Source organism: Thermus caldifontis, from assembly GCF_003336745.1.
Classification (GTDB): Bacteria; Deinococcota; Deinococci; order Deinococcales; family Thermaceae; genus Thermus; species Thermus caldifontis.
On record NZ_QGMX01000017.1, the window covers coordinates 1 to 25,261 of the forward strand.

The 25,261-nt window shown below is 65.3% G+C and carries 32 protein-coding genes and 1 tRNA gene; 13 read left to right on the forward strand and 20 right to left on the reverse strand.

All coding sequences use genetic code 11. From position 1 onward, the window contains the following. Positions 1-60 precede the first annotated feature (60 nt). Complete coding sequence (locus tag DK874_RS09295) at positions 61-852, reverse strand: class I SAM-dependent methyltransferase (protein WP_114313808.1); 792 nt, start codon at positions 850-852, stop codon at positions 61-63. 33 nt (positions 853-885) lie between these two features. Here DK874_RS09295 and DK874_RS09300 point away from each other — a divergent pair, with 33 nt between their 5' ends. Genes DK874_RS09300 through DK874_RS09310 form a run of 3 tightly spaced genes read left to right on the forward strand, consistent with a single transcriptional unit; the run spans position 886 to position 3,293 of the window. Beyond that, entirely contained in the window at positions 886-1,932 is a 1,047-nt protein-coding gene (locus DK874_RS09300; protein ID WP_114313753.1) for a glucose-1-phosphate thymidylyltransferase, read from the forward strand. Next, complete coding sequence (locus DK874_RS09305) at positions 1,932-2,819, forward strand: biotin--[acetyl-CoA-carboxylase] ligase (protein ID WP_114313754.1); 888 nt, start codon at positions 1,932-1,934, stop codon at positions 2,817-2,819. The genes DK874_RS09300 and DK874_RS09305 overlap by 1 nt, the downstream gene beginning before the upstream one ends. A 51-nt stretch (positions 2,820-2,870) precedes the next feature. Then, entirely contained in the window at positions 2,871-3,293 is a 423-nt protein-coding gene (locus DK874_RS09310; protein WP_114313755.1) for a DUF2203 domain-containing protein, read from the forward strand. Here DK874_RS09310 and DK874_RS09315 read toward each other — a convergent pair. Beyond that, on the reverse strand, positions 3,253-3,636 hold the full coding sequence (locus DK874_RS09315) for a metallopeptidase family protein (protein ID WP_114313756.1): 384 nt from the start codon (positions 3,634-3,636) through the stop codon (positions 3,253-3,255). The two genes, DK874_RS09310 and DK874_RS09315, sit on opposite strands and share 41 nt — an antisense overlap. Then, positions 3,633-4,046, reverse strand: a complete 414-nt coding sequence (locus DK874_RS09320) for a 23S rRNA (pseudouridine(1915)-N(3))-methyltransferase RlmH (protein WP_114313757.1) — start codon at positions 4,044-4,046, stop codon at positions 3,633-3,635. The genes DK874_RS09315 and DK874_RS09320 overlap by 4 nt, the downstream gene beginning before the upstream one ends. Positions 4,047-4,178: 132 nt before the next feature. Here DK874_RS09320 and DK874_RS09325 point away from each other — a divergent pair, with 132 nt between their 5' ends. The 6 genes from DK874_RS09325 to lpdA are packed head-to-tail and all read left to right on the forward strand — an operon-like array spanning position 4,179 to position 9,483. Continuing rightward, positions 4,179-5,282: a thiamine pyrophosphate-dependent dehydrogenase E1 component subunit alpha gene (locus DK874_RS09325; RefSeq protein ID WP_114313758.1), complete on the forward strand. Its 1,104-nt coding sequence runs from the start codon at positions 4,179-4,181 to the stop codon at positions 5,280-5,282. A gap of 10 nt (positions 5,283-5,292) precedes the next feature. After that, complete coding sequence (locus DK874_RS09330) at positions 5,293-6,267, forward strand: alpha-ketoacid dehydrogenase subunit beta (RefSeq protein WP_114313759.1); 975 nt, start codon at positions 5,293-5,295, stop codon at positions 6,265-6,267. 14 nt (positions 6,268-6,281) lie between these two features. Continuing rightward, complete coding sequence (locus tag DK874_RS09335) at positions 6,282-6,479, forward strand: type II toxin-antitoxin system HicB family antitoxin (protein WP_018111076.1); 198 nt, start codon at positions 6,282-6,284, stop codon at positions 6,477-6,479. 11 nt (positions 6,480-6,490) lie between these two features. Beyond that, complete coding sequence (locus DK874_RS09340) at positions 6,491-6,700, forward strand: type II toxin-antitoxin system HicA family toxin (protein ID WP_240307652.1); 210 nt, start codon at positions 6,491-6,493, stop codon at positions 6,698-6,700. A gap of 7 nt (positions 6,701-6,707) precedes the next feature. Then, complete coding sequence (locus DK874_RS09345) at positions 6,708-8,087, forward strand: dihydrolipoamide acetyltransferase family protein (protein ID WP_114313760.1); 1,380 nt, start codon at positions 6,708-6,710, stop codon at positions 8,085-8,087. A gap of 10 nt (positions 8,088-8,097) precedes the next feature. Then, a complete protein-coding gene (gene lpdA, locus DK874_RS09350; protein ID WP_162798771.1) occupies positions 8,098-9,483 on the forward strand; it encodes a dihydrolipoyl dehydrogenase in 1,386 nt (461 codons plus the stop codon). Here lpdA and DK874_RS09355 read toward each other — a convergent pair. The 7 genes from DK874_RS09355 to lipB form a co-directional block, all read right to left on the reverse strand. Beyond that, positions 9,480-9,752, reverse strand: coding sequence for a branched-chain amino acid transport (locus DK874_RS09355; protein ID WP_114313762.1), 273 nt, complete (start codon positions 9,750-9,752; stop codon positions 9,480-9,482). The two genes, lpdA and DK874_RS09355, sit on opposite strands and share 4 nt — an antisense overlap. Continuing rightward, entirely contained in the window at positions 9,749-10,381 is a 633-nt protein-coding gene (locus DK874_RS09360) for an AzlC family ABC transporter permease (RefSeq protein WP_114313763.1), read from the reverse strand. The genes DK874_RS09355 and DK874_RS09360 overlap by 4 nt, the downstream gene beginning before the upstream one ends. Beyond that, positions 10,378-12,093 (reverse strand): helix-turn-helix domain-containing protein, encoded by a 1,716-nt coding sequence (locus DK874_RS09365; protein ID WP_114313764.1) that lies wholly within the window; start codon positions 12,091-12,093, stop codon positions 10,378-10,380. Before DK874_RS09365 ends, DK874_RS09360 begins: the two co-directional genes overlap by 4 nt. 75 nt (positions 12,094-12,168) lie before the next feature. Continuing rightward, entirely contained in the window at positions 12,169-13,050 is an 882-nt protein-coding gene (locus DK874_RS09370; protein ID WP_114313765.1) for an NAD(P)-dependent oxidoreductase, read from the reverse strand. A gap of 9 nt (positions 13,051-13,059) precedes the next feature. After that, a complete protein-coding gene (locus DK874_RS09375) occupies positions 13,060-13,431 on the reverse strand; it encodes a DUF3054 domain-containing protein (protein ID WP_114313766.1) in 372 nt (123 codons plus the stop codon). Further along, entirely contained in the window at positions 13,428-14,411 is a 984-nt protein-coding gene (gene lipA, locus DK874_RS09380; RefSeq protein ID WP_114313767.1) for a lipoyl synthase, read from the reverse strand. The genes DK874_RS09375 and lipA overlap by 4 nt, the downstream gene beginning before the upstream one ends. Continuing rightward, positions 14,395-15,057: a lipoyl(octanoyl) transferase LipB gene (lipB, locus tag DK874_RS09385; protein WP_114313809.1), complete on the reverse strand. Its 663-nt coding sequence runs from the start codon at positions 15,055-15,057 to the stop codon at positions 14,395-14,397. Before lipB ends, lipA begins: the two co-directional genes overlap by 17 nt. Before the next feature lie 110 nt (positions 15,058-15,167). Here lipB and DK874_RS11750 point away from each other — a divergent pair, with 110 nt between their 5' ends. Next, complete coding sequence (locus tag DK874_RS11750) at positions 15,168-15,335, forward strand: hypothetical protein (protein ID WP_205387578.1); 168 nt, start codon at positions 15,168-15,170, stop codon at positions 15,333-15,335. Here the strand turns inward: DK874_RS11750 and DK874_RS09390 are convergent. The 9 genes from DK874_RS09390 to DK874_RS09430 form a co-directional block, all read right to left on the reverse strand. Beyond that, positions 15,332-16,147, reverse strand: coding sequence for an SDR family NAD(P)-dependent oxidoreductase (locus DK874_RS09390; RefSeq protein WP_114313768.1), 816 nt, complete (start codon positions 16,145-16,147; stop codon positions 15,332-15,334). The two genes, DK874_RS11750 and DK874_RS09390, sit on opposite strands and share 4 nt — an antisense overlap. A gap of 63 nt (positions 16,148-16,210) precedes the next feature. Next, on the reverse strand, positions 16,211-16,654 hold the full coding sequence (gene rplI / locus DK874_RS09395; RefSeq protein ID WP_114313769.1) for a 50S ribosomal protein L9: 444 nt from the start codon (positions 16,652-16,654) through the stop codon (positions 16,211-16,213). 9 nt (positions 16,655-16,663) lie between these two features. After that, positions 16,664-16,930 carry a 30S ribosomal protein S18 gene (gene rpsR / locus DK874_RS09400; protein ID WP_114313770.1) on the reverse strand — a complete coding sequence of 89 codons (267 nt, stop codon included), beginning with the start codon at positions 16,928-16,930 and terminating at the stop codon, positions 16,664-16,666. Next, positions 16,927-17,736 (reverse strand): single-stranded DNA-binding protein, encoded by an 810-nt coding sequence (ssb, locus tag DK874_RS09405; protein WP_114313771.1) that lies wholly within the window; start codon positions 17,734-17,736, stop codon positions 16,927-16,929. The genes rpsR and ssb overlap by 4 nt, the downstream gene beginning before the upstream one ends. A 9-nt stretch (positions 17,737-17,745) precedes the next feature. Beyond that, a complete protein-coding gene (gene rpsF, locus DK874_RS09410) occupies positions 17,746-18,051 on the reverse strand; it encodes a 30S ribosomal protein S6 (RefSeq protein WP_114313772.1) in 306 nt (101 codons plus the stop codon). A 97-nt stretch (positions 18,052-18,148) separates the two neighbouring features. Continuing rightward, positions 18,149-18,224 (reverse strand) — tRNA-Asn (locus DK874_RS09415). A 197-nt stretch (positions 18,225-18,421) separates the two neighbouring features. Continuing rightward, the gene (locus tag DK874_RS09420) at positions 18,422-19,774 is read right to left on the reverse strand and encodes an NAD(P)(+) transhydrogenase (Re/Si-specific) subunit beta (protein ID WP_114313773.1); all 1,353 of its coding nucleotides are present in this window, start codon (positions 19,772-19,774) and stop codon (positions 18,422-18,424) included. Then, positions 19,774-20,076, reverse strand: coding sequence for a proton-translocating transhydrogenase family protein (locus DK874_RS09425; RefSeq protein WP_008630585.1), 303 nt, complete (start codon positions 20,074-20,076; stop codon positions 19,774-19,776). Before DK874_RS09425 ends, DK874_RS09420 begins: the two co-directional genes overlap by 1 nt. After that, on the reverse strand, positions 20,076-21,203 hold the full coding sequence (locus DK874_RS09430) for an NAD(P) transhydrogenase subunit alpha (protein WP_114313774.1): 1,128 nt from the start codon (positions 21,201-21,203) through the stop codon (positions 20,076-20,078). The genes DK874_RS09425 and DK874_RS09430 overlap by 1 nt, the downstream gene beginning before the upstream one ends. A 106-nt stretch (positions 21,204-21,309) precedes the next feature. Here DK874_RS09430 and DK874_RS09435 point away from each other — a divergent pair, with 106 nt between their 5' ends. The 3 genes from DK874_RS09435 to DK874_RS09445 are packed head-to-tail and all read left to right on the forward strand — an operon-like array spanning position 21,310 to position 24,150. Further along, positions 21,310-22,197, forward strand: a complete 888-nt coding sequence (locus DK874_RS09435) for a DMT family transporter (RefSeq protein WP_114313775.1) — start codon at positions 21,310-21,312, stop codon at positions 22,195-22,197. Continuing rightward, positions 22,194-23,006: an EamA family transporter gene (locus DK874_RS09440; protein ID WP_114313776.1), complete on the forward strand. Its 813-nt coding sequence runs from the start codon at positions 22,194-22,196 to the stop codon at positions 23,004-23,006. The genes DK874_RS09435 and DK874_RS09440 overlap by 4 nt, the downstream gene beginning before the upstream one ends. A 1-nt stretch (position 23,007) precedes the next feature. Then, entirely contained in the window at positions 23,008-24,150 is a 1,143-nt protein-coding gene (locus DK874_RS09445; protein ID WP_114313777.1) for an MFS transporter, read from the forward strand. On the opposite strand, the gene DK874_RS09450 is transcribed toward DK874_RS09445, so the two are convergent. Beyond that, complete coding sequence (locus DK874_RS09450) at positions 24,114-25,181, reverse strand: Fic family protein (protein WP_114313778.1); 1,068 nt, start codon at positions 25,179-25,181, stop codon at positions 24,114-24,116. The two genes, DK874_RS09445 and DK874_RS09450, sit on opposite strands and share 37 nt — an antisense overlap. Positions 25,182-25,261: the final 80 nt, after the last annotated feature.

Below are 25,261 nucleotides of genomic sequence, written 5' to 3' on the forward strand. Positions count from 1 at the left end.
TTACCCTTTCCTCCCAGGCACCCCGGAATGTGGCTTGGGGAGGGGCCTTACCGGGCGGCGCTAGGCCATGCGGGTGGCGCGCAGGGTAAAGCTCCTTTCCAGGGTAAAGGGGCGGTCCAGGTCGCCGAACTCCCCTTCCGCCCAGGCCCAGAGCCGGGGCATGATGCGCCCGTGCACCTCCTCGGGAACCAGCTGGGTGAAGGAGTAAAGCCTTTCCTCCAGGGCCTCCAGGGCCTGGCGCAGGGTGCGCGCCTCCTGCCAGCGCACCACCTCCCGGGCCTTGGGCTTAAGGCCAAGACGCCTTAGGGCTCCCTCCACCTCCTGAAGCCGCCTTTTGTGTAGGCCCCGCTCCACCCTCACCCCCTCCGCCTCCACCAAGGAGCGCCACCTTTCCTGAATGCCACGCTCCTCCTCTGCCTCCATCTCGTCCCAGCCCTCCAGGAGCACCCCCCCCGGCTTCAGCACCCTCAGGGCCTCCGCCAGGGCCTTGGGCCAGTCGGGAAGGAGGTGCCAAAGGTGGACCACGATCACCCCGTGCACGCTCTCATCGGGCAGGGGAATGGCCCGGGCATCCGCCTCCAGGAGGCGCACCTTGCGCATGACCCCCGCCACCTTCTGGCGGAAGACCTCCAGCATGGCCGGGTCCTTGTCCAGGGCCAGGTAGCGGTAGCCCCGGGCGATGAGGGGCAGGGCGATGCGCCCGGTGCCCACCCCAAGCTCCAGGAGCACCGCCTCCTCCCCCCGCACCCCTAGGGCATTCCCCATGGCGGTGGCGATGCGGCCCGCCACCTCCGGCGGGTAGGCCCTTAGGCGGTCGTAGGCGTAAGCCGCACGGATGGAGGCCTTGGGCATCCTTCCCTTCATTTTACGGGTATACTCCCCAGCGTGAAAGGACTCATTCTGGCTGCCGGACGGGGCACGAGGCTCCGTCCCCTCACCCACACGAGGCCCAAACCGGTGATCCGGGTGGCGGGAAGGCCCATCCTCCACTACGGCCTGGAGAACCTGCTCCAGGCGGGCATTAAGGAGATCGGGGTGGTGGTCTCCCCGGAAACGGAAAAGGACATCCGGGAAGCCCTTTCGGGCTACCGGGTGCGCTACATCCTGCAAGAGGAGCCCCAGGGCCTGGCCCATGCGGTGGCCGTGGCCCGCGATTTCCTGGGCCAAAGCCCCTTCGTCCTTTACCTGGGGGACAACCTCTTCCAAAAGGGGATCGCCCGCTTCCTTCAGGCCTTCGCCCCAGGGGTGAGCGCGGTGATCGCCCTGGTACGGGTGGAAAACCCCAGCCAGTTCGGGGTGGCGGTTTTGGAAGGGGAAAGGATCGTGCGCCTTCTGGAAAAGCCCAAGGAGCCTCCCTCGGACCTGGCGGTGGCGGGGGTGTACGTCTTCACCCCGGAGGTCCTGGAGATCATCGAGGGGCTCAGGCCCTCCGCCCGCGGGGAGTACGAGATCACCGACGCCATCCAGGGCCTCATCGACCGGGGGAAGAGGGTGGTGGGGGTGGAGGTGGAGGGCTGGTGGAAGGACACGGGCCGCCCCCAGGACCTCCTGGACGCCAACCGCCTCCTTTTGGAGGAGCTGGAGGCCCGCATAGAAGGCGAGGTGGCGGAAAGCCAAATCACGGGGCGGGTGGTGGTGGAGAAGGGGGCCAAGGTGGTGGGAAGCACGGTGATCGGCCCTGCCTTCATCGGGGAAGGTGCCCTGGTGGAGGGGGCCTACATCGGCCCCTTCACCTCCCTTGGGCCAGGTGCCAAGGTGGTGCGCTCGGAGGTGGAGTACTCCATCCTCGAGGACCACGCCCTCCTGGAGAACGTGGCCCTGCGCCTGCAGGAAAGCATCCTAGGGGTGGGGGCCGAGGTGAAAAGCCGCGATGGCCTCCCCCGGGCCCACCGGCTGATCCTGGGGGATCTTTCCCAGGTGGAACTGGCCTGATGCCGAGCCTTCTGGACCTTCTCACCGAGGCGTACCAAAGCGGCGAGGCCCTGGCCCAAAAGCTTGGGGTGAGCCGCCAGGCGGTTTCCAAGGAGGCAAGAAGGCTTCTTGCCGAAGGGTTTCCCGTGGAGGTGGGCCGCCAGGGCTACCGCATCCGGCCCGGCACCCCCCTGCCCCACCTCTTCCATCCCTTGGGACGGCTGGGCCGGCCCTACCGGTATCTGGGCCGGGTGGGGAGCACCCAGGATGTGCTCCGGGCCTGGGCGGAGGAGGGGGCGGGAGAGGGGGCCCTGGTCCTGGCCGAGGTCCAGGAAAGGGGCCGGGGAAGGCAGGGAAGGCCCTGGGAAAGCCGCCCAGGGGAAAGCCTCACCTTTTCCCTGCTCCTGCGCCCGGCCCTGCCCCTTTCCACCCTGGGGCTTCTCCCCCTTGTGGCCGGCTTGGCCCTTTGGCGGGCGGTGGGGGTGGGGGGGCTTAAGTGGCCCAACGACCTCCTCGCCCCCGATGGCAGGAAGCTGGCCGGGGTGCTCCTCGAGGCCAAGGCGGAGGGAGAGGAGGTAGCCTACGTCCTTTTGGGCGTGGGGGTGAACGTGGAATGGGCCCCCGAGGGGGCCGCCGCCTTAAAGGAGTTCTCCCAGGCTTCCCGACGGGAGGTGCTTTCGGGCTTCCTTCTCCACCTGGAAAACCTCCTCCCCCTCCTGGAGAACCCGGAGGCCCTGCTGGCCCTTTACCGAAAGGCCTCCTACACCCTGGGCCAGAGGGTGCGGGTCCAGACCGCAAGGGGCCTGGTGGAAGGCGTGGCGGAGGACGTGCTCCCCGATGGAAGCCTCCTGGTGGGAGGGGTAAAGGTGGGGGCCGGGGATGTGGCCCTCCTGGGCTTTCCCCCTTGAGTATCCTAGGCTTAGATTTCCCTAAATGGCTGTGCTAGGATAGGGTCAGGTATGTTCGCCCGCATCTTCACCAAGGAGGAGGCCGACGCCCTGCTTCCTGAAATCCGGCGGATCCTGGGCCAGATGCGCCAAAACCGCAAGGAGCTCCAGGAAGCCCAGGCCCGGCTTCCCGAGGCCCGGGGGCTGGAGCGCAGGAACCTGGAGGAGGAGGTGCGCTTCCTCCTGGGCTCCTTGGAAGCGGACGCCCGCTACCTGGCCTCCTTGGGCGTCTTCCTCAAGGACCTGGACCGGGGCCTGGTGGACTTCCCCGCCCGGATTGGGGGCGAGGTGGTGTTTCTGTGCTGGCAGGAAGGCGAGCCCGAGGTGGCCCACTACCACCCCTTGGCCGGGGGTTTCGCCCAGCGCAGGCCCCTACAGGAGGCCTCCTTGCCCCCTACCCCCTCCCACCCCGGCGAAACTCGGCCAGGCGCCTAAGGTCTTCCTGGACCAGCTCGTCCCGGCCCGCCAGGGACTCCAGGTGGTGCCTTAGCTCGTGGAGAAGGGTTTCCCAGACCTCCCCTTCCCAGTCAAACCCCGGCCCCGCCACCTTCCGGAAGGAGCCGTAGTAGAGGGCGATATGCCGCCCAAGCCCTTCAAAACCGCGGAAGGCGGAAGGGGGGCCCGGGTCCAGGTACTCCCCCAGCCGCCAGACTCCCCTTAGCCCCAGCTCCGGCTTGGCCTGGGGAAGGACGTGCACCCCTTGAAGCCCCCGCTTGAAGGCCTCGGGGATCTCCGCCCAAAGCCTTTCCACCAGCGCCACAAAGGCCTCGTAGGTCATGGCCGGTGATAGGGATGCCCCGCCCTTAAGGTGAAGAGGCGGTAAAGCTGTTCCATGAGGATCAGAAGGGCCAGCTCGTGCTGCAGGGTGAGGGGGGAGAGGGAAAGGAGGAGGTCGGCCCGCTCCCGTACCCCTTCCGGATAGCCCTCGGCACCCCCCACCAGAAAGGCCACCCGCTCTCCCTCAAAGCGCCTCAGTTCCTCCAAAAGCCCCTCCGTGGTGAAAAGCTTACCCCTCTCGTCCAGGACCACCTTGCGGTAGCCCTCCGCCCTGGGGAGCAGCTCCCGGGCCTCCTTGACGAAGTGGACCTCGAGGGGAGCATACTTTTGGATGCGGTGCGCATACTCTTCCACCCCCAGCCGGGCGTAGGCCAGCCTGGGTTTGCCCACCGCCACCACCCTAAGCCGCACGCCTTCATCCTAAGGCCAGGGTATACTCAAAGGCGAAGGGAAAGTGGGACCTCACCCACCCCAAAAAGGAGCCTTAGGCCCTTACCCAGGGCAGGCTCCAGGAGCGCCAAAAGCGCTGGAAAAGGAGGGTTTATGGTAAAGGATACCCACCGGTTTCAGCCCTTCACCCCCGAGCCCATAAGGCTCATGGGGGAAAAGGGGGAGTGGCTGGGGGATTTCCCCTTGGACTTGGACGAGGATAGGCTACGCCGCCTCTACCGGGACATGCTGGCGGCCCGGATGCTGGACGAGCGCTACACCATCCTCATCCGCACCGGCAAGACCAGCTTTATCGCCCCCGCCGCCGGGCACGAGGCCGCCCAGGTGGCCATCGCCCACGCCATCCGGAAGGGCTTTGACTGGGTCTTCCCCTACTACCGGGACCACGGCCTGGCCCTGGCCTTGGGCCTGCCCCTGAAGGAGATCTTCGGCCAGATGCTGGCCACCCGGGCTGACCCCAACAAGGGCCGCCAGATGCCGGAACATCCGGGCTCCAAGGCCCTCAACTACTTCACCGTGGCCAGCCCCATTGCCTCCCACGTGCCCCCCGCCGCCGGAGCGGCCATCAGCATGAAGCTCCTAGGCACGGGCCAGGTGGCCGTATGCACCTTCGGGGACGGGGCCACCAGCGAGGGGGACTGGTATGCGGGCATCAACTTCGCCGCCGTGCAGGGGGCCCCCGCCGTCTTCATCGCCGAAAACAACTTTTACGCCATCAGCGTGGACTATGGCCGCCAGACCCATAGCCCCACCATCGCCGACAAGGCCCATGCCTTTGGCATTCCCGGATATTTGGTGGATGGCATGGACGTTCTGGCCGCCTACTACGTGGTCAAGGAGGCGGTGGAGCGGGCCCGCATGGGGGAAGGCCCCAGCCTGGTGGAGCTCAGGGTCTACCGCTACGGCCCCCACTCCTCCGCGGACGACGACAGCCGCTACCGCCCCCGGGAGGAGGTGGAGGCCTGGCGGAAGCGGGACCCCATCCTGCGCTTCCGGCGCTTCCTGGAGGAGCGGGGCCTTTGGAACCTGGAGTGGGAGGAGGAACTCAAAGAGGCCATCCGCGCCGAGCAGGAAAAGGCCCTGAAGGAGGCGGAGGAGGCGGGACCGGTACCGCCGGAATGGATGTTTGCGGACGTCTTCTCGGAAAAGCCCTGGCACCTAAGGCGCCAGGAGGCCCTCCTCAGGGAGGAGCTCTAAGGAGGTCCCCATGGCCCTCATGACCATGGTGCAGGCCCTGAACCGGGCCCTGGATGAGGAGATGGCCTTGGACCCCAAGGTGGTGGTCCTGGGGGAGGATGTGGGCAAAAGGGGCGGGGTTTTCCTGGTGACGGAAGGCCTCTTGCAGAAGTACGGCCCCGACCGGGTTATGGATACCCCCCTGTCGGAGGCCGCCATCGTGGGGGCGGCCCTGGGTATGGCCGCCCACGGCTTGAGGCCGGTGGCGGAGATCCAGTTCGCCGACTACATCTTCCCCGGCTTTGACCAGCTGGCAAGCCAGGTGGCCAAGCTCCGTTACCGTTCCGGCGGGCAGTTCACCGCGCCCTTGGTGGTGCGTATGCCCTCTGGGGGTGGGGTCAAGGGTGGGCACCACCACTCGCAAAGCCCCGAGGCCCACTTCGTGCACACCGCTGGGCTCAAGGTGGTGGCGGTTTCCACCCCCTACGACGCCAAGGGCCTCCTAAAGGCGGCCATCCGCGACGAGGACCCCGTGGTCTTCCTGGAGCCCAAGAGGCTTTACCGCTCGGTGAAGGAGGAGGTGCCCGAGGAGGACTACACCTTGCCCATCGGCAAGGCCGCCATCAGGCGGGAGGGGAAGGACCTCACCCTCATCGGCTACGGCACGGTCATGCCCGAGGTGCTCCAGGCGGCGGAGGAGCTGGAGAAGGCGGGGGTTTCCGCCGAGGTTTTGGACCTCCGCACCCTCATGCCCTGGGATTACGAGGCGGTGATGAACTCCGTGGCCAAGACGGGAAGGGCGGTGCTGGTATCCGATGCCCCCCGGCACGCCAGCTTTATAAGCGAGGTGGCGGCCACCCTTGCCGAGGACATCCTGGACATGCTCCTCGCCCCTCCCATCCGGGTCACGGGCTTTGACACCCCCTACCCCTACGCCCAGGACAAGCTGTACCTGCCCACCGTCACCCGCATCCTCAACGCCGCCAAGCGGGCGTTAGACTACTGATTAGAGGAGGGAGTATGCGTTTGAAGGTGGTCCTGGAAAAGAGCGAGGAGGGCGGGTATACCGTCTACGTACCTGCTCTTCCCGGTTGCATTAGTGAGGGGGACACCCTCGAGGAGGCCTTAGCCAACATCCGTGAGGCCATAGCCCTCTATCTGGAGCCGCTAGAGGAAAAGCTCCCGGAGAACGCCGAACTGGCCGAGGTAGAGGTTTGAAGGTTCCCTCCTTGTCCTATAAGCGGGTAGTCAAGGCTTTGGAAAAAGCAGGCTTTCAGGTGGTACGCCAACGGGGAAGCCATATCCGGATGGAAAAGGAAGTAGGGGAAAAGCGGATCATCGTCATCGTACCTGCGCACATCCCCATCAAACGCTCCACTCTAGCCCACATCCTTAAGGATGCCCAGCTTCCCCTCGAGGAGTTTCTAGACCTAATCTAGGAGGCCTATGCCCAAGGAAATCCTCATGCCCGAACTGGCGGAAAGCGTGGTGGAAGGCGAGATCCTGAAGTGGCTGGTGGAGGAAGGAGACTACCTCAAAAAGGACCAGCCCTTCGTGGAGGTGATGACCGACAAGGTCACGGTGGAGCTACCCTCCCCCTATGAGGGGGTGCTCCTGAAGAAGCTGGCCAAGGAGGGGGAGGTGGTCAAGGTCCATGCCCCCATCGCCCTCCTGGCGGAGCCCGGAGAGGTGGTGACGGAAGCGAAGGAAGAGAAAGCCCCGCCGGTGCAGGCCATCGAAGAGCGCTCCATCGTGGAGCCCGGGCTTCCCCCGAAGGAGGAAAAGGAGGACCTCTCCCTCTTCAAGCCGGACACCACCCAGGTGGCGGTGAAGAACCCCTTCCTCGAGGCCCAAGGGGAAGCCCCCAAGGAGGGGCCAGGCCCAGGCCGCATCCTGGCGGTACCCGCCGCCAGGAAGCTGGCCCGGGAACTGGGGATTCCCCTCGAGGCCATCCCGGGCTCGGGCCCCATGGGCCGCATCCGGGTGGAGGACGTGCGGGCCTATGCGGAAAGGCTTAAAGCCCAGGCCGCTCCCCCGCCGGAAGTCCCCAGGGAAGCCCCAGCACCCCTTCCCTCGGGCTTCCCTCCCCCGCCCCGGTACACCCCTCCCAAGGGCTATGAGGGGTTGGAGGAGCGCGTTCCCTTAAGGGGCATCCGCCGCACCATCGCCCAAGGGCTTTGGCAAAGCCACCTCTACACGGTGCGCACCCTGAACGTGGACGAGGCCGACCTCACGGAGCTGGTAGCCCTTAGGGAACGGCTGAAGCCCGAAGCGGAGCGCCAGGGGGTTAAGCTCACCTACCTGCCCTTCATCTTCAAGGCGGTGGTGCGGGCCCTGAAGAAGTTCCCCATGCTAAACGCCAGCCTGGACGAAGAAAGGCAGGAGATCGTCTACAAGCGCTACTACCACCTGGGCCTGGCGGTGGCCACGGAAAGGGGGCTCATCGTACCCGTGGTGCGGGATGCGGACCGCAAAAACATCCTGGAGTTGGCCCAGGAGATCGCCGAGCTTTCCGCCAAGGCCCGGGAAGGAAGGCTCTCCCCCGAGGAGGTCACGGGCTCCACCTTCACCGTCACCAACATCGGCTCGGTGGGGGCCCTCATGAGCTTCCCCATCATCAACGTTCCCGAGGCCGCCATCCTGGGGGTGCATTCCATCCGGAAGCGGCCCTGGGTGATGCCGGATGGCTCCATCCAGGCCCGGGACATCATGTACCTCTCCCTCTCCTTTGACCACCGCCTGGTGGACGGGGCCGAGGCCGCCTCCTTCACCCGGGAGGTGATCCGGCTCTTGGAAAACCCGGACCTGCTCCTTCTGGAAATGTAGGATGGACCCCATGAAGACCTACAACCTCATCGTGATCGGCACCGGGCCCGGCGGCTACCACGCCGCCATCCGGGGGGCGCAACTGGGGCTTAAGGTTCTGGCGGTGGAGGCCGCCGAGGTGGGGGGCGTGTGCCTGAACGTGGGGTGCATTCCCACCAAGGCCCTCCTCCACGCCGCAGAAACCCTTCACCACCTGAAGGCGGCCGAGGGCTTTGGCCTAAAGGCCAAGCCCGAGCTGGACTTTGGGAAACTGGGCGCCTGGCGGGATGGGGTGGTGAAAAAGCTCACCGGAGGGGTGGCCGGGCTCCTCAAGGGCAACAAGGTGGAGCTTTTGCGGGGCTTCGCCCGCTTCAAGGGACCCAAGGAGATCGAGGTAAACGGGGAAACCTACGGGGCCAAAAGCCTCATCCTGGCCACGGGAAGCGAGCCCATGCCCTTAAAGGGTTTCCCCTTTGGCGAGGACGTCTGGGACTCCACCCGGGCCTTACGGGTAGAAGAGGGCATCCCCAGGCGCCTCTTGGTGATCGGGGGCGGGGCGGTGGGGTTGGAACTCGGCCAGATCTACCGCCGCCTAGGCTCGGAGGTCACCCTTATTGAATACATGCCGGAGATCCTCCCCGCAGGCGACAGGGAAACCGCCGCCCTCCTGCGCAAGGCCCTGGAGAAAGAAGGCCTTAGGGTGCGCACGGGCACCAAGGCGGTGGGCTATGAAAAGAAGAAAGATGGCCTCCACGTGCTCCTGGAGCCAGCCCAGGGGGGAAACCAAGAGGAGATCGTGGTGGACAAGATCCTGGTGGCCGTGGGCCGAAAGCCCCGCACCGAGGGCCTAGGCCTGGAAAAGGCCGGGGTGAAGGTGGACGAGCGGGGCTTCATCCAGGTGAACGCCCGCATGGAAACCTCCGCTTTCGGGGTCTACGCCATCGGGGATGTGGCCAGGCCTCCCCTTCTCGCCCACAAGGCCATGCGGGAGGGCCTGGTGGCCGCGGAGAATGCCGCCGGCAAGAACGCCCTCTTTGACTACCAGGTGCCCAGCGTGGTCTACACCGGCCCCGAGTGGGCCGGGGTGGGGCTTACGGAGGAGGAAGCGGGGAAGGCGGGGTATAAGGTCAAGGTGGGGAGGTTTCCCCTCTCCGCCAGCGGCCGGGCCCTCACCCTAGGAGGCGCAGAGGGCCTCATCAAGGTGGTGGGGGACGCGGAAACCGACCTTCTCCTGGGCGTCTTCATGGTGGGGCCCCAGGCGGGAGAGCTCATCGCCGAGGCCACCTTGGCCCTGGAGATGGGGGCCACGGTTTCCGACCTGGGCCTCACCATCCACCCCCATCCCACCCTCTCCGAAGGCCTCATGGAGGCGGCGGAGGCCTTGCACAAACAGGCCATCCACATCCTGAGCCGCTAGCGGAGGCCCAGAAGCCCGTAAAGCCCCGCCCCCAGGAAAACCGCAAGGCCCAGGTTCCCCGTAAGCCGGGCTCCCAGATAGGCGCCCAAGAGGGCCAAGGCAGCGCGGAGCCACTCGGGGGAAGGGGGCGGGTTAAAGGCGGAGACCAGGAAAAGGGCCACCACCAGGGCCGGCCCTGCCTGGCCCGCCCTTAGGCTGCCTTCCCCCCGCCAGGGCAGGAAGCGGAGGAGAAAGGTGCCCAGAGCCAGGAGGAAAAGGGCCAGGGTCATGGCCGCCTCCAGAGAAGCCCGATGCCCCCCGCCAAGAAAAGGCCCCAGGCCGTCTGGCCTAGGAGGTGGAAGGCCAGGGCCACCCCACCTGCCAGGAGGGCCACCGGATTCCTTAAGTGGGGAAGGGCCAGGAGAAGGAAAAGGGCAGGAAGGGCAAAGGAAAGGGCCTCCCCTAGGACCGGCCAGGCCAATAGCCCCTTGGCCCCCAAGGCCCCGAGGGCAGTGCCCAGGTTCCAGGAGAGGTAGGCGCCCAAGCCCAGACCCAGGAAGTAGCCCCGCCTCCTTTCCAGAAGGAGGCCAGGTAGTGCCCTTAGGGCCAGGGCAAACACCTCATCGGTGAGGAAGAAGGCCTCCAGGGGGCCCCCTTTTAGGTAGGGCCTGAGGGCCGGGCCGTAGAAGGCGTGGCGCAGGTTGAGGAGAAGGCCCAAGGTGGCCGCCAAGAGGGGCGGCACCCCCTGGGCCAGAAGCCCCACCAGGGCAAACTGGCTGGCCCCAGCGAAGACCAGGAGGGAGGTGAGCTGGAACCAAAGGTAGCCAAGCCCCGCCTGGGCACCCAGGGCACCAAAGGCCACGGCCACGGGGAAATAGCCTAGGGCGATGGGCCAAGCGGCCTTTAGACCCTGCCTCACTCTGGCCTCCTCAGGACGAAAAGATGGGTCCCCCCGTCCCAAGAGCTACTCCCATGGGTGGCAAAAAGGCGGAAGTGCTGCTCCACTTGAAAACCTACCGCCAAGGCTAGCTCCAGAAAACGCTTGGCGGAGGTCTTTGTTTCCACTTCGTAGTCCAAGCCCGCCAGCAAGGCCTGCAGCTCCAGGCTTGCAAAGGAGGCAAGAGGTCCTGGCCGAACCCGCATTTCCTGCAAGGCTTCTTCTACCAACCTCCTAAGACCCTTGGTTTCCCCTTGTAGCGCCAAAATGCGCAAGGCCCAAAGGGCCTCGCAATCCTCCAAGGGGAACGGAACCAAATAGGCCGTGTGGTGAAGCACTAGGTTTCGGACCCGTTCCTCCCGGGTAGCAAAGGGGCTTACGAACTCATCCGCCACCGCCAACACTCCCCCGGGCCGTAGAAGCCGATAAGCTCTATCCAGAAAGTTCCAAGTGGACATGTGGTGACTGGACCCCACGGAAAGGACCAAGGAGAAGGCTTCCCCTGTCTCCAGCATGGTAAAATCCACGGGTAAGACCTCTACCCAGGGAAGCAGCTGAGCTAGGGCTTGCCTCGAGGCCAGGCTGGGTTCCACCGCAACTGGTTTCAAGTGGGGAAGAAGCTCTAAAAGCAACAGGAGATGGTGGCCGGGTCCGGTGCCCACATCCAAAAATCGCTCTGCCGTCAAATCAACAGCTTGCAACCCATGCGCCAGGTAAAGGAGTTGCCTGGCATACCCGGGGTGCAGAAGCTCCACCTGGGCATAGAGGTCTACGGATATGCGGTTTTCCCACCCACCCTCTACGGAAGAACCGGGAAAGGGTTGTGGCGTTTTGATAAGAAGGGGTGTCGGATCCGCCACCTCGCCCTTAAGGAGCAACCCTTCCCATGCTAAGGCGTGCAAAAGGAGGCTGGAGCTTCTCTGGTAAAACCTCAGGTCTTCCCTAGGGGCGTGGAGTAGGGCGAAGGCCTCGCCCAAAAGCCCCTGGCCTGTGAGACGAGGCAACGGAGCGAGAGGCAGGCTGAAAAGGTAGGTACGGCTACCGCCCCAGCGGACAAAAACCCCTTCCCGAAACCCTGGTGCAAGCCAACGGCCTTCCAAGACCATGCCCCCCACTCCCAAACCCACCTCCCGTAGCGCCAAAGAGGCCTTCTCCTCGCTACCGGGCTCTCCCTTGGGCCAAGAAACCGGAGGATAATGGAGGAAGACCAAGAGGCTTGCTCCCTCCTCACTGGCATACAGGTGGGGGACATCACCCGAAAAATCCGCCTCTTCCCCGGGGCCCACCTCCTTGCCTGGGGGTGGCCCCACGCGGGCTTTTCCCTTCAAGCCAATCACCCGCTCCCGAATGCCAGCCTCGTGGGGTTCCGCATGGCGCAGAGAATGGGGATAGAGATCCATACGGTAAACTTCCAGGGTACCGCCCCCCGGTTCTTGGGTTTGTTCAATAAGTTGAACCACTACCCCCTCCTCCGCTACCGGCTGGGTCTGAACCAGCTCACTGAAGGACACCTCCAAGGCCTGGGCTAAGGCCCACAAGGTAGCGAGGGTAGGGTTGGCCTTCCCCGCCTCCAAGGCATATATCAGGGATCTGGCCACACCCGCTTTAGCCGCCAGACCCGACAAGGTAAGCCCCTTGGCTTGACGTAACCGTTGAAGCCTTTGTCCTATATAGTAGGACACATTGTCTTTCATATCATACACACTAGGGCACCTTTACGCCCGCGTCAAGCCCAAGGGTGGGCCCAACCCGGGGATAACCCAAACCCCTTAGCGGATCTCTACCCCGCCCCAGCGCTCCAAAAGCTTCAGGGCCTCCACGTGGTCGGCCTCGGGGCCCAGCTCCCGCTTGGCCATCTCGTACACCTCCCGGGTGAGGCGGAGCAGGGGGCTTGGGGCCTTCTCCCCATCCAAAACCCCCATGGCGATGCCCAGGTCCTTCACCAACAGGCCCAAGGCGAAGGTCTTGGGAAAGGCCCGGGTCAGGACCCTCTGGGGGATCAGGTTCTCCGTGGCGTTGGAGCGGCCGCTGGAGGCGTTGATCACCTCCAGGGCCTTCTCCGCGGAAACCCCTTGCCGCACCAAGGCCAGGAGTCCTTCTCCCGCCGCCCAGAGGTTGACCGCCAAGAGGGCGTTGTTGATGGCCTTCACCGCATGCCCCGCCCCCACGGGCCCCACGTGGACCGCCTTGGCGGCATAGGCCAGGTAGGGCCTCACCCTCTCCACCGCCTCGAGGGGCCCTCCCATCATCACCGTAAGGGTGCCCTTCTCCGCCCCGATGGTCCCTCCGGAAACCGGGGCGTCCAGGTAGACCACCCCCTTTTCCAGAAGGCGCTCCGCCACCTTACGGCTTCCCTCGGGTTCCCCGCTGGTGGCGTCCACCCAGTAGGTGCCGGGCCTCAGGTGGGGCCAAAGGGCCTCCGCCACCTCCGTCACCTCCTTGGTGGTGGGCAGGCAGGTGAAGATCACCCGAGCCTCCGCCACCCCTTCCAGGGGCACGGCCTTTGAGCCAAACTCCTCCTGGTGCTTTAGGGCCTTGGCAAAGGTGCGGTTCCAGACCAAGGTGGGAAACCGCTGGGCCAAATGGGCCGCCATGGGGTAGCCCATGGCCCCGAGGCCGAGGAAGGCCACCTTCTCTAAGGGCTGATCCATGTCCCCTTTTTACCAGAGCCTGAGGAGCTTGGCGAGGCCCCGGAAGAGGAGGAGGAAAAGGAGGCTAAAGGCCATGGCCACGCCCAGGAAGACGAAAAACCCCACCCCAAACCCCAGGCCCAGGACCATCTGCCTAAGCCATAGCCCCGCAGGGAAGGCCAAGGCCCAGGTGAGGAGGAGGTTTTGCCAGGTGGGCTTACGGTAGGTGCCCAGGAAAGGGGAAAGGAGAAGCCAGACGAAAAGCACGGGCAGCACGTTTCGCGCCAGGCCCCCAAAGGTAACGGGTAGGCCATGGGAAAGGAGCCCAGCCCCGGCGAAGAGGAAAAGGGCCAAGAGGTCCAGGAGGAAGAGGGGCGTGGCGGCAGGGCGGCTTCGGGTCATGGCCCCACCTCCTTCTGGGAAGCCTCGAGGAAAACCCGATCCGCCCGGTAGGAGCTCCGCACCAGGGGCCCGGCGAAGACCTCCTTAAAGCCCAGCCCGTACCCCCAGGCCTCGTAGCGCTTGAAGTCCTCCGGGGGCACGTACCGCTCCACGGGCAGGTGGGCCGGGGTGGGGCGCAGGTACTGGCCCAGGGTGAGGATATCCACCCCCACCTCCCTCAGGTCCCGCATGGCCTCGAGGATCTCCTCCTCCGTCTCCCCCAGGCCCAGCATGAGGCTACTCTTGGTGAGGACCCCGGGGCGGTAGCGCTTGGCGTGGGCCAGGACCTTAAGGGTCTGGTCGTAGCCCGCCCGCGGGTCCCGCACCTTGGGGGTGAGGCGGCGCACGGTCTCCAGGTTCTGGGCGTAGACTTCAGGGCCCGCATCCAAAACCGTCTCCACCGCCCTCAGGTCCCCCTGGAAGTCAGGGGTAAGGGCCTCCACCAAGACCCCGGGGGCCTTCTCCTTAATGGCCCGGATGGTGGCGGCAAAGTGGGCCGCCCCGCCGTCGGGAAGGTCGTCCCGGTCCACGCTGGTGAGGACCACGTAGCGGATATGAAGCCGGGCGATGGCCTCGGCCACCCTATGGGGCTCCTCCGGATCTATGAGGCCCTTAGGATTCCCTGTGTCCACGGCGCAGAACTTGCAGGCCCGGGTGCAGATGCCCCCCAGGATCATCACCGTGAGGGTGCCGTGGCTCCAGCACTCCCCCACGTTGGGGCAAAGGGCCTCCTGGCAGACGGTGTGGAGCTTGAGCTCCTTCACCGTGGCCTTCAGGGCCTGGTACCTGGCCCCCGTGGGCAGGGTGGCCCGGAGCCAGGCAGGCTTGTGCCGGTCCACGGGCTCAGGCCGGGTCTGGGCCAGGCCGTGCTTCACCACCTTGAGCTCCACCACCTCCCCGGTGGGGGCTATGAGCTCCACGGTTTCAAACTTGGGCTTCACGATGGCCCTCCTTTAGGCGGGGCTCCATTCCGAAAACCTGGGCGAAGGCCTGCACCACCCGGCCCTTCACCTCCTGCATGGGAACCTGGCGGCCTAAAAGCCGCTCCAGGGAAGTGACCCCTTTCCCCTTAAGCCCGCAAGGGACGATGACGGAGAAGTCGTTCAAGTCGGTGCTCACGTTGAGGGCGAAGCCGTGGAAACTCACCCCTTCCTTCACCGCCACCCCGATGGCGCAAAGCTTCTCCTCCCCCACCCAGACCCCGGCGTACCCCGGGGTGGGGTAGGCCTCTAGGCCGTAGGAGGCCGCTACCCTTACCACGGCCTCTTCTATCTGGCGCAGGAAGCGGCGCACCTCCCGGCCCACGGGGAAGATGGGATAGCCCACCAGCTGCCCCGGCCCATGGTAGGTGACGTCCCCACCCCGTTCCACCCAGTAGAGCTCAAAACCGTTCTCCCGGTACCAGCTTTCGGGGAAAAGGAGGTTCTCCCCCGTGGCCTTCCGCCCCAGGGTGACGACCCGGGGATGCTCCAAAAGGAGCAGGGTGGGGGGGCGCTCGCCCCGCACCACCTGGCCGTGCACCCCCTTCTGATACGCCCAGGCCTCCCCGTAAGGCACCAGGCCCAGGTCCTCCACCAGAAACTCCACGTCCCTAAGCATACGCCAGGGGGAAGCCCCCTTAAAGTATGGGGTCTCACAGCGCCGCAAATCTGTGTGCCCATGGGGCAAAACCCCACCAGGGGCCTAGGTGGCTGGAGATGCTTTTGGAGCTTGACCCCGAGGCCTTGGACCCAGGGCTAGCGGAAAAGCTCATGGATGAGGTGCTGGCGGTTTTCCGCAGGCACCTTCCCGTGCGGAACCTCGAGGGCCTCCTGAAGCGGCAGGAAGGGCGTCTGGTTCTCCTCGTGGCCCTGGAGCTGGCCTAGGCCAGAAAGCGGGCCAGGAGCCGGTCCCGTAAGGCTTGGGGGAGGTGGCGGAGAAGAAGGGTCTGCCACCCCTTAGGGGCCACCAGGTAGCGGGCCCTGGGCCTTGGGTCCAGGAGGGCTTTCAGCACCACCTCCGCCACCCTTTCCGGGGGCAAGCCCCTTTGGGCGCCCGCCCTGGCCATCTTGCGGGCCACCTCCAGGTAGCGGCCATACACCCCTTCCGTACCGGGAGGAGGGGGCTCCAGGTAGGTTTCCGCCCACTTTTCCGAACGTTCCCAGATGGGGGTGGCCACGGGCCCCGGCTCCACCAAGGCCACCCCCACCCCAAAGGGAAGGAGCTCCACCCTTAAGGCATCCGCCAGGGCCTCGAGGGCGAACTTGCTGGCGGCATAGGGGCCCGCCAGGGGCAGGGCCACCAGGCCAGACACGGAGCCCATGAGCACCACCCGCCCCCGGCTTTGGCGGAGAAGGGGCAAAAAGGCCTTCACCGTGGCGAAAGCCCCGAGGACGTTCACCTCAAGCACCTGGCGGAAGGCGGAAGGGGGGATAAGCTCCAGTGGCCCCGCCACCGCAATCCCCGCATTGGCCACCAAACCCTCCAACCCCTCCCCTTCCAGAAGCCTTCGGGCCTGCACAAGGCTTTCCTCCTGGGTTACGTCCAGGAAAAGGGGCACCGCCCCCAGGGCGCGCAGGGCCTCGGCATCCTGGGATTTGCGCACCCCACCATAGACCCGAAAGCCCTTGGCCGCCAAAAGCCAGGCCGTGGCCAGGCCGATGCCGCTACCCGCTCCCGTGATGAGCACAGCCCCCATAGGAAAAGCTTAAGGACCCCCGGCCTTCCAGGGGTCCATGCAGCCTGCCAGGTCCCTTGGCCCCTACTGGGCCACCACGCTCACCTTCAAGGCTATGGGCACCTCGGGGTGGGGCTTGTAGGTGAGGGTGTACTCCCCCAGCTCCTTGATGGGCTTTTCCAACGCCAGGCGCTTGGGATCAATGGTGATGCCGTGCTGGCGGGAAAGGGCCTCGGCGATATCCTTGGCGGTCACGGAGCCGTAGATCTTGGTCTCCCCCGCCCGCACCGGGATGGTGAGGGTGAGGTTCTCCAGGATCTCCTTAAGGCGCTCCGCCTCCGCCTTCCTCTCCGCCAGGCGCTTGGCCTGGGCGCGGATCTTGGCCTCCAGGGCCTTCAGGTTGCTCTCCGTGGCCAAGACCGCCAGGCCCCGGGGCAGGAGGTAGTTCCTGGCGTAGCCGGGCTTCACCTTCACCACCTGGCCCACATCGCCCAGGTTCTCCAGGGGTTCAAGCAGGATGACCTTCATGTCCACCCCCTATTTGCGCACCAGCTTCTCCGTGAAGGGAAGAAGCCCCAAAATCCTCGCCCGCTTGATGGTGCGGGCCAGGATGCGCTGCTCCTTGGCGGTAAGCCCCGTGCGGCGGCGGGGCAGGATCTTCCCCGTCTCCGACAGGAACCGCTTCAGCACCTCCACGTTGCGGTAGTCCTTCAGGTCAAACTCCCCCAGGCTGGCCTTGACCTTGGCCTTCCTGGAAGGACGCTTCTGCGTCTCCTTCTTGGGTTTAGCGTTCTTCGTGTTCAAAACGGCAAATCCTCCTCCGGCGGGAAGTCTTCCAATCCTTCGTCGATGTCCACCCCACCCGTCTGGACAGAGCGCCCTGGCTCTTGGGGCCTGCTTCCGCCGGCTCTTTCAGGCCCACGGGTGGGTCGCTCCAACCTGAGGGCTTCCACCCGGGTCTGGAAGCGCCTCTCCCCGGTGGAGCTCGTCCAGGAGTCGTTCACCAAACGGCCGATCACCAAAAGCCCCTCACCCCGCCTAAGTTCGGAGGCCCACTCGGCCAGGTCGCGCCAGGCCTGAACCTCTATAAAGTGGGTCTTTTCCCCTTCCGGCCCCTGGCCAGGGCGGCGCTCGTTCACCGCCAGACCCAGCCGGGCCACCGCCGTCCCCTGGGGGGTGTAGCGCAGATCAGGATCGCGGGTGAGGTTGCCCATGAGGATCACCTGGTTTAGGGCGTGGCGGAGCTTAGGCTGGCCCCGGGCATCCTCCACGGTTTCGCGCCCTCTGGCCTCCAGGGGATCGATGAAGTCCGCCCGGATCTGGAGCTCGCTCCGCTTCTCCCCTTCCCGCTCCCACTGCCGGTACTCCAGCCGCCCCTCCACGAAGACCAGCTGGCCCCTTTCCAGGACGTCCCCCCACATCTCCGCCTGCCGCCCCAAAAGGCGCACCCGGTGGTACCAGGACACCTCCTTTTCGCCAGAGGCATCCCACAGGGTATCCTGGCCCGCGAGGCTCAGGTCCAAAATGGCCATGCCCCCCGGGGTATAGCGCATGTCCGGACGGGCGGTAAGGGTCCCGATGAGAAATACACGGTTCAGGCCTCTTGCCATGAAAACAGTTTACGCCTTGGCGAGCAGGGGTTCCTGGGCCTTCACCACCATGACCCGGCGCACGTTGTCGCGCAGGCGAAGTTCCCGGGCCAGATCGTTCACCCGGTCTTCGGGCATCTCCACCTGGTACCAGAGGAAGTAGCCCTGGGTGTCCTTGGCGATGGGGTAGGCCAGGCGGCGTACACCCCATTCCTCCACCTTCTCCACCCGAGCGCCGAAGGCCTCGAGGGCCTTGCCGATGATCTCTTTCTCCAAGGCGAGCTGGGTCTGGTCCAGGTTGGGGCTCAGGATGATGTTCACCTCGTACTTGCGCATCCACACCTCCTTTCCGGGCCCGGCAGGCCGCACGAGGAATGATTATACCCTCTCTTCCTCCCCAAAAAAAGACCCAGGGGGCCCTAAGGCCCCCACCTGGCTCCGCGGGCAGGACTCGAACCTGCGACCAACCGGTTAACAGCCGGCCGCTCTACCAGCTGAGCTACCGCGGACCGACCGCACTAGGCACTATAGCAGGAGGCCCGGGGAAGCGTCAAGAAGAAGACCCCGGGAACCTCCTGGGGCCCGGCCCAGGCCTTAAACCACCCCACCCTGGCTTGCGCCAGGGTGGGGGCCCCGGAAAGGAAAAGCCCGATTGGCAACACCTGGGTGGAACTCGGGGAACGAAACCCGAGAAGCGGGCCAAGGCCTAAAGCTTCTTTAGAGCCTGGGTGAGCTGGGTGAGCACCTGTTGCGCATCCCCGTAGAGCATCCGGGTGTTGTCGGCGTAGAAGAGCTCGTTCTCCACCCCAGCAAAGCCCTTGCCCTGGCCCCGCTTGATGACGATGACGTTCTTGGCCTTGTCCACGTCCAGGATGGGCATGCCGTAAAGGGGGCTTCCCGGGCGGCGGGCGGCGGGGTTCACCACGTCGTTGGCCCCGATCACCACCGCCACGTCCACGGTGGGGAACTCGGGGTTGATCTCCTCGAGGTCCTTCAGCTTGTCGTAATCCACCCCTGCCTCCGCCAAAAGCACGTTCATGTGCCCGGGCATCCGCCCCGCCACCGGGTGGATGGCGAACTTCACCTCCACCCCTTTGCTCTCTAGGAGGTCCGAAAGCTCCTTCACCTTGTGCTGGGCCTGGGAGAGGGCCATGCCGTAACCGGGCACAAAGACCACCTTGCTGGCGTAGGCCAGCATCACGGCGGCGTCCTCCACGTCAATGGGCTTGAGGCTGCCCTTGACCTCCCCCGCCTCCTGCTCCACGCCAAAGCCGCCCACCAACACGTTCCACACGGAGCGGTTCATGGCCCGCGCCATGAGCACGGTGAGAAGGGTACCCGCCGCCCCCACCAGGGTTCCCGCCACCATCAAGGCCGGGTTCCCCACGGCAAAACCCTCAAAGCCCACGGCCATACCGGTGAAGGCGTTGTAGAAGGAGATGGCCACGGGCATATCCCCCCCGCCGATGGGCAGGGTCATGAGAATGCCGAAAAGCAGGGCCAGGAGGAAGAAGAGCACGATGCTGAGGGTGGGATCGTTCCAAAGCAGGGAGAAGCCCACCAGAACCGTGATGAGAAGCACCAGGGCGTTCACCACCTTCTGCCCGGGGAAAAGGATGGGCCGGCTTTTCATGATTCCCTGCAGCTTGGCGAAGGCGATGAGGCTTCCCGTGAAGGCCACGCTCCCGATGAGGCCGCCCAGGATGGCCAAGGCCATGAGGCCCGGGTTCTCAAAGGCTCCCTTTAGAAGCTCCACCGCAGCGATGGTGGCCGCCGCACCCCCACCCATGCCGTTGTAGATGGCCACCATCTGGGGCATGTCGGTCATGGCCACCTTGACCGCCGCCCACCAAGCCACCACCGAGCCCACCAAGAGGGCGATGAGCATGAGGCCAAAGTTGTGCATCCCCGGCCAGAAGAAGGTGGCCACCACCGCCAAGGCCATGCCCCACCCCGCCCACACTATGCCGCTTTTGGCGGTGGTGGGGTGGGCCATGCGCTTTAAGCCCACGATGAAGAGGATGGCCACCACAAAGTAGGCTGCTTGGATGAGATCCATTACTGACCACCCCCCTTGCCCGGCTTTTTCTCAAACATCTCCAGCATGCGCACCGTCACCGCATACCCCCCGGCGGCGTTGGCCGCCCCCAGGATCACCCCCAGGAAGCCAATGAGCTTTTCCAGGCCAGTCTCCGCATGCCCCAGGACCACCATGGCCCCCACCACCACCACCCCGTGGATGAAGTTGGACCCCGACATCAAGGGGGTGTGGAGGATCACCGGCACCCGGGTGATGAGCTCGTAACCCAAGAAGGCCGTGAGCACAAAAATGTATAGGGCAGACCAGAAGCCAAACTCCATCACGCACCTCCCACGAGGGCCTTGGTGGGCCCGTGCAGGATCTCGCCTTCCTTCATGAGAAGCGCCCCTTGGACGATCTCGTCCTCCCACTTGGGGGCGAACTCGCCCTTATCTATGAGCAGGCCCGAAAGATTGAGCAGGTTCTTGGCGTACATCTCCGAGGCGTGTACGGAAAGCTCGCTGGGGAGGTTCAAGGGGCCATAGATCCTAACCCCCCTCACCTCCACCACCTCTCCCGGCTGGGTGAGCACACAGTTACCCCCGCTTTCCGCGGCCAGGTCCACCACCACCGTGCCCGGCTTTAAGCGCTCCACCATGTCCTCGGTGAGGAGGATGGGGGCCCGGCGGCCCGGCACCTGGGCGGTGGTGATGATGGCGTCCATCCCCGCCACGTGTTCCCTAAGGGCCTCGTGCTGGATCCGCTTTTCCTCCTCGGTGAGTTCGCGAGCGTAACCCCCCTCCCCTTCGGCACTGATGGGCAGCTCAATGGGCTTGGCCCCCAAGGAAAGGGCCTGCTCCACCGCCGCCTTGCGCACGTCGTAGGCGAACACCTGGGCCCCCAGGCGCTTGGCGGTGGCGATGGCCATGAGCCCCGCCACCCCCACCCCCATGACCATCACCTTGGCGGGGCGGATGGTGCCCGCCGCGGTGGTCAGCATGGGGAAGAAGCGGGGGGAAAGCCTGGCGGCATGGATGGCTGCCAGATACCCCGCCACCGTGGCCTGGCTGGAAAGGGCGTCCATGCTCTGGGCCCGGGTGATGCGGGGAATGAGCTCCATGGCGATCACCGTGGCCTTTTTGGCGGCCAAAGCCTTCACCAGGTCCAGGTTTTTATGGGCCTGAACAAACCCCACCACAATGGCCCCAGGCTCCAAGGCGGCGATCAGATCCTCCGGTGGCGGCTGGACGGTGAAGAGGAGATTGGCGCCCTTTAGGAGCTCCCCTCGCTCCACCACCTCCGCCCCCGCCTCCTGGTAAGCGGCGTCAAGATGATAGGCGCCTTCCCCAGCGCCCTTTTCCACCCGTACCCTGGCCCCTCCCTTTACCAGACGGGCCACCACCTCGGGCACCAGGGCCACCCTTTTTTCCCCTGGGGCCCTTTCCTTGGGAACCGCTATGGTCACCATAGGACCTCCTTCCGGGCCAGTATACCAACGGCCTCCATGGGCATCTGTCCTGACCCTCGAGGCTGACCCACTGGTCAGAAGCAAGTCCTTATGGAAAAATGCCCCCATGCGGCCCTCGGGGCTCAAGATCGCCGCCGTACTGCTCTTGGGGATCTTCGCCATCAGCTTCGGGAGCATCCTGGTGCGCCTGGCCCTGGCGGCCTCCGGGGATAGAAGCCTGGCCTTCAGCCTGGTGATGAGCGCGGGGCGCATGGCGCTGGCGGCCCTCCTCCTCCTCCCCGCTTGGCGCAGCCCCTTAAAGAGCCCCGCTGGGCTTCCTTACGCCGTGGCCGCCGGAGCCTTTTTAGCCCTGCACTTCGCCCTCTGGATCACCTCCCTCTCCTACACCTCCGTGGCCGCCAGCACCGCCTTGGTCACCACCAACCCCATCTGGATCACCCTGTTCGCTCGGCTCTTCTTCCGGGAGACTCCTTCCGGCCTCACCCTTCTGGGAATCGGGGTAGCCCTTTTGGGAGGGCTTCTCATCGGCCTGGGGGATGCCCAAGGAGAGGGGGGTGCCAACCCCCTCCTGGGGGATTTCCTGGCCCTCTTGGGAGCGGTGGCCGCCTCCCTCTACCTCCTCCTGGGGCGGGAAGCGCAAAGGCGCGGCCTTTCCATTCTGGAATACATACGGGTCGCCTACTCCGCCGCCGCCCTTCTCCTCCTCCCCCTTCCCTATCTCTTCGGAGGTGAGTACGGGGGGTATCCGCCCGTGGTCTATGGCTACATCCTGCTCATGGCCCTTCTGCCGCAACTCGTGGGCCACACCAGCTTCAACTGGGCCACCCGGCACATCCCCCCGGTCCTGGTCACCCTGGCCATCCTCTTTGAGCCGGTGGGGGCAAGCCTTCTCGCCTTCCTCCTTTTCGGGGAGCTTCCTGGGGTGAAGGTGCTCTTGGGAGCCTTGGTCCTCCTCCTGGGGGTGGGGCTCGTGGTGGTGGGAGGGCGCCGGTGATCCCCATCGCCTTGGCCGCCCTCCTTTGGGGTCTGGGGGGAGCCCTGGCCGGGCGGTTCATGGGGGAGATCCCCCCTTCCGTCCTCATTCCCTTGCGCTTTCTCCTCAGCTTCCTCCTGCTCCTTCCCCTGGTGCTTCGCTTCCCCCCAGCCGCCACGGAGTGGCCCAGGCTCCTTCAGGTGGGCTTGGCCCTTTCCGGAGCCCAGGCCTTTTACTACCTGGCCATCCACGCCACCACCGTGGCCACGGGGATCTTCCTCCAGTACCTGGCCCCGGCCCTCCTCACCCTCTACGCCCTCCTAAGGAGGGAAAGGCTTCCCGGAAGGGCGCTTTTGGGCGTGGCCTTGGCCCTTTTGGGAGCCTATGTGCTGGTGGTGGGCCCGAAGGGATTCTTGGCCAGCCCCCTCGGGGTGGCCTACGGGCTTCTTTCTGCCCTTTCCTTCGCCCTTTACGCCCTCTTTTCCCACGGGCTTCGCATACCCCCCTTGGTGAGCCTGGGGGTGGCCACGGGGGTGGGAAGCCTCCTTTCCCTACCGGTGCTCCTCGCCCACCTGCCCCAGGTGCTGGCCCTGGGACCGGGGGACTGGGGAGCGGTGGGCTATCTGGTGGTCTTGGGCACGGTGGTGCCCTTTGGCCTTTTTCTCCTTGGGGTACGCACGGTGCCCGCCCGCAAGGCTACCCTCGTGGCCATGCTGGAGCCCGTGGCGGGGGCGCTTTTCGCCTGGCCCCTGGCGGGGGAGCCCCTCAGCCTCGAGGCCCTTCTGGGCGGCACCCTCATCCTCCTGGGGGTTGCCCTGAACCGGAGATGATATGGCAGCGCGGGTTTTTCTCCTCTTCACCTTAGGCTACTTTCTCTCCTACTTCTACCGGTCGGCCAATGCGGTGCTGGCCAAGGACCTGTCCCAGGACCTGGGACTGGGCCCGGCGGAGCTGGGCTTCATGACCAGCCTTTTCTACCTGGCCTTCGCCGCGGTGCAGCTACCCTTAGGAAGCCTCCTGGACCGGTATGGCCCCAGGACCATCACCCCGGCCCTCCTCCTGGTGGCTTCCCTGGGGAGCGTGGTCTTCGGGCTGGCGCAAAGCTTCCCCATTCTGGCCCTGGGCCGGGCCCTGATCGGGGTGGGGATGGCCGCGGCCCTCATGGGTTCCCTAAAGGCCTTTAGCCTGTGGTTTCCCCGGACCTACGCCACCATGTCCACCCTCCTGGTGGGCCTGGGGGCCACGGGGGGGCTTTTGGCAGCCACGCCCCTGGCCCTCATGAAAGAGGCCGTGGGCTGGCGCGGGGTTTTCCTCCTGGGAGCGGGGGTAGTGGTGCTGGTTGCCTTTCTCATCGCCCTTGGGGTGCGGAACACCCCTCCTGGGGTTCCCTGGCCCAGGGGCGGAGGAAGCGGGGGGCTAAGGGAGGTCTTGGGTAACCCCAGGCTCCTGCGGGTGGCCTTTTTAGCCTTGGCCTTTGCGGGAAGCTTCCTGGCCTTGCAAACCCTCTGGGCCGGGGCCTACGCCTACGCGCTGGGCCTCGAGGCGGTGAAGGTGGGGAACCTCCTCCTCCTCTACTCGGGGGGTGCGGTCCTGGGCTTCTTGGTGTCCGGCTACCTGGCCGACCGCCTGGGCACCCCCAAGGTGCTGGTAGGCGCGGCCTTTCTCTTCGCCCTGGGCCTCCTCCTCGCCCTCTTTAAACTTCTGGCCCTCGCCTACCCCGTCATGGGGTTCTTCGGAGCCTTCAACATCCTCACCCTGACCCAGGCCCGGGAGCTGGTACCCCCTCACCTGGTGGGCCGGGGCACCACCTTGGTGAACCTCTTTGGCATCGGGGGGACCTTCCTCCTGCAGTGGGGGGTGGGGGTGGCGGTGGGGACCATGGGATACGGCCTCGCCTTTGCCGGCCTTCTTGGCCTTCTCCTCCTCGCCCTTTTCCTCTACCGGCCCCTTCTCCGTCCAAGGGCCTCTGGGTGAAACAGCATGTCTTGTTTCTCCCGGACTCTATCCGGCCAGCCGGGACGTTCTGGGGGAAGAGGGTCGGGCAAAAGGGGGGGGCGCTCCCGGGTCCCCAAAAAAAGCCAGGGGTGGGAGAGCAGTTGGGCCTTACCCCCTGGGCGGTAGACGGCAAGCCTCCGCCGGTTCACCCAAACGTAGGCTTGTTGCCGGCTTACCCCCAGGTCCCGGGCCACCTCCTCTATGGGTTTCAGGTCCTCATACCGCAGCAAGGCCAAGCCCAAAATGGTTTCCAAGCGATCCACCAGGGCCTCCCCTAGCACGCAGGCCAGGGGTTGCCAGTCCCCCTCGTCCAAAGCCTTGAGCAAAGCCTCGGCATCGGGAGGAGGGAATCCCCGGTGGAAGCCCCTGTCAGCCCTCTCCAATGCCTGATAGTAGGTCTGCCTTTCCTCCTCCGCCAAGCCTTTTATGGCGATGGGGGGGAGTCCTTTCCACAAGGCCATATAGTTGAGGACCAGACGGCCTACCCGGCCATTCCCATCCCGATAGGGATGAATGGCCTCAAAGAGGACATGGGCCTTGGCTAGGGCCTCGAGGGGCTCCCGCTCCTCTAGAAGCCTCGGGGCCAGCCGAACAAACGCCTTGAGGTAATCGGCGGCCTCCAAGGGAGGCTTTACCTTGGCTCCCTGGATGATACGGTCAACCCCATCCGCAGGCCTTCCCCGCCAGGCTTCCCCTGAGGTATCGCGAAATAGCTGGCCATGGATATTGTTGATAAAAGCCACATCCAAACGGAAGATGCCCTCCTTGACATCCTGCAGGGCCTGCTCGTAGACAAACTGCGCCGTGCGGAAGTAGTTTAGGACCTCTACCGAGGCCCTTCCACCTCGTACAACCTCCTCGAGCTCAGCTTCGGAAGCGAAGTACCCTTCTATCGCTAGGGAATGGCGTGTATCCTCTTGAAGCATGTAAAGCCACTCGCGGTTGGCCACCTGCACCAAGGCCAGATCCCATCCCCCCAGGCGCCGAAGTAGATGCCAGCGCTCTTCCACCCAGCGGCGATATTTGTTATATGGTCCCACGGGCCTTATAGGCATTCGTTGCGATTATAAGCCTACTGTTTCCCTGTTAG

Coding starts and splice junctions, on each gene's coding strand:
- DK874_RS09295 (WP_114313808.1), bottom strand. CDS start 852: ATGCCCAAGGCCTCCATCCGTGCGGCTTACGCCTACGACCGCCTAAGG.
- DK874_RS09305 (WP_114313754.1), top strand. CDS start 1,932: ATGCCGAGCCTTCTGGACCTTCTCACCGAGGCGTACCAAAGCGGCGAG.
- DK874_RS09310 (WP_114313755.1), top strand. CDS start 2,871: ATGTTCGCCCGCATCTTCACCAAGGAGGAGGCCGACGCCCTGCTTCCT.
- DK874_RS09315 (WP_114313756.1), bottom strand. CDS start 3,636: ATGACCTACGAGGCCTTTGTGGCGCTGGTGGAAAGGCTTTGGGCGGAG.
- DK874_RS09325 (WP_114313758.1), top strand. CDS start 4,179: ATGGTAAAGGATACCCACCGGTTTCAGCCCTTCACCCCCGAGCCCATA.
- DK874_RS09330 (WP_114313759.1), top strand. CDS start 5,293: ATGGCCCTCATGACCATGGTGCAGGCCCTGAACCGGGCCCTGGATGAG.
- DK874_RS09335 (WP_018111076.1), top strand. CDS start 6,282: ATGCGTTTGAAGGTGGTCCTGGAAAAGAGCGAGGAGGGCGGGTATACC.
- DK874_RS09345 (WP_114313760.1), top strand. CDS start 6,708: ATGCCCAAGGAAATCCTCATGCCCGAACTGGCGGAAAGCGTGGTGGAA.
- lpdA (WP_162798771.1), top strand. CDS start 8,098: ATGAAGACCTACAACCTCATCGTGATCGGCACCGGGCCCGGCGGCTAC.
- DK874_RS09355 (WP_114313762.1), bottom strand. CDS start 9,752: ATGACCCTGGCCCTTTTCCTCCTGGCTCTGGGCACCTTTCTCCTCCGC.
- DK874_RS09365 (WP_114313764.1), bottom strand. CDS start 12,093: ATGAAAGACAATGTGTCCTACTATATAGGACAAAGGCTTCAACGGTTA.
- DK874_RS09370 (WP_114313765.1), bottom strand. CDS start 13,050: ATGGATCAGCCCTTAGAGAAGGTGGCCTTCCTCGGCCTCGGGGCCATG.
- DK874_RS09375 (WP_114313766.1), bottom strand. CDS start 13,431: ATGACCCGAAGCCGCCCTGCCGCCACGCCCCTCTTCCTCCTGGACCTC.
- DK874_RS11750 (WP_205387578.1), top strand. CDS start 15,168: ATGCTTTTGGAGCTTGACCCCGAGGCCTTGGACCCAGGGCTAGCGGAA.
- DK874_RS09390 (WP_114313768.1), bottom strand. CDS start 16,147: ATGGGGGCTGTGCTCATCACGGGAGCGGGTAGCGGCATCGGCCTGGCC.
- rplI (WP_114313769.1), bottom strand. CDS start 16,654: ATGAAGGTCATCCTGCTTGAACCCCTGGAGAACCTGGGCGATGTGGGC.
- ssb (WP_114313771.1), bottom strand. CDS start 17,736: ATGGCAAGAGGCCTGAACCGTGTATTTCTCATCGGGACCCTTACCGCC.
- rpsF (WP_114313772.1), bottom strand. CDS start 18,051: ATGCGCAAGTACGAGGTGAACATCATCCTGAGCCCCAACCTGGACCAG.
- DK874_RS09420 (WP_114313773.1), bottom strand. CDS start 19,774: ATGGATCTCATCCAAGCAGCCTACTTTGTGGTGGCCATCCTCTTCATC.
- DK874_RS09425 (WP_008630585.1), bottom strand. CDS start 20,076: ATGGAGTTTGGCTTCTGGTCTGCCCTATACATTTTTGTGCTCACGGCC.
- DK874_RS09430 (WP_114313774.1), bottom strand. CDS start 21,203: ATGGTGACCATAGCGGTTCCCAAGGAAAGGGCCCCAGGGGAAAAAAGG.
- DK874_RS09435 (WP_114313775.1), top strand. CDS start 21,310: ATGCGGCCCTCGGGGCTCAAGATCGCCGCCGTACTGCTCTTGGGGATC.
- DK874_RS09445 (WP_114313777.1), top strand. CDS start 23,008: ATGGCAGCGCGGGTTTTTCTCCTCTTCACCTTAGGCTACTTTCTCTCC.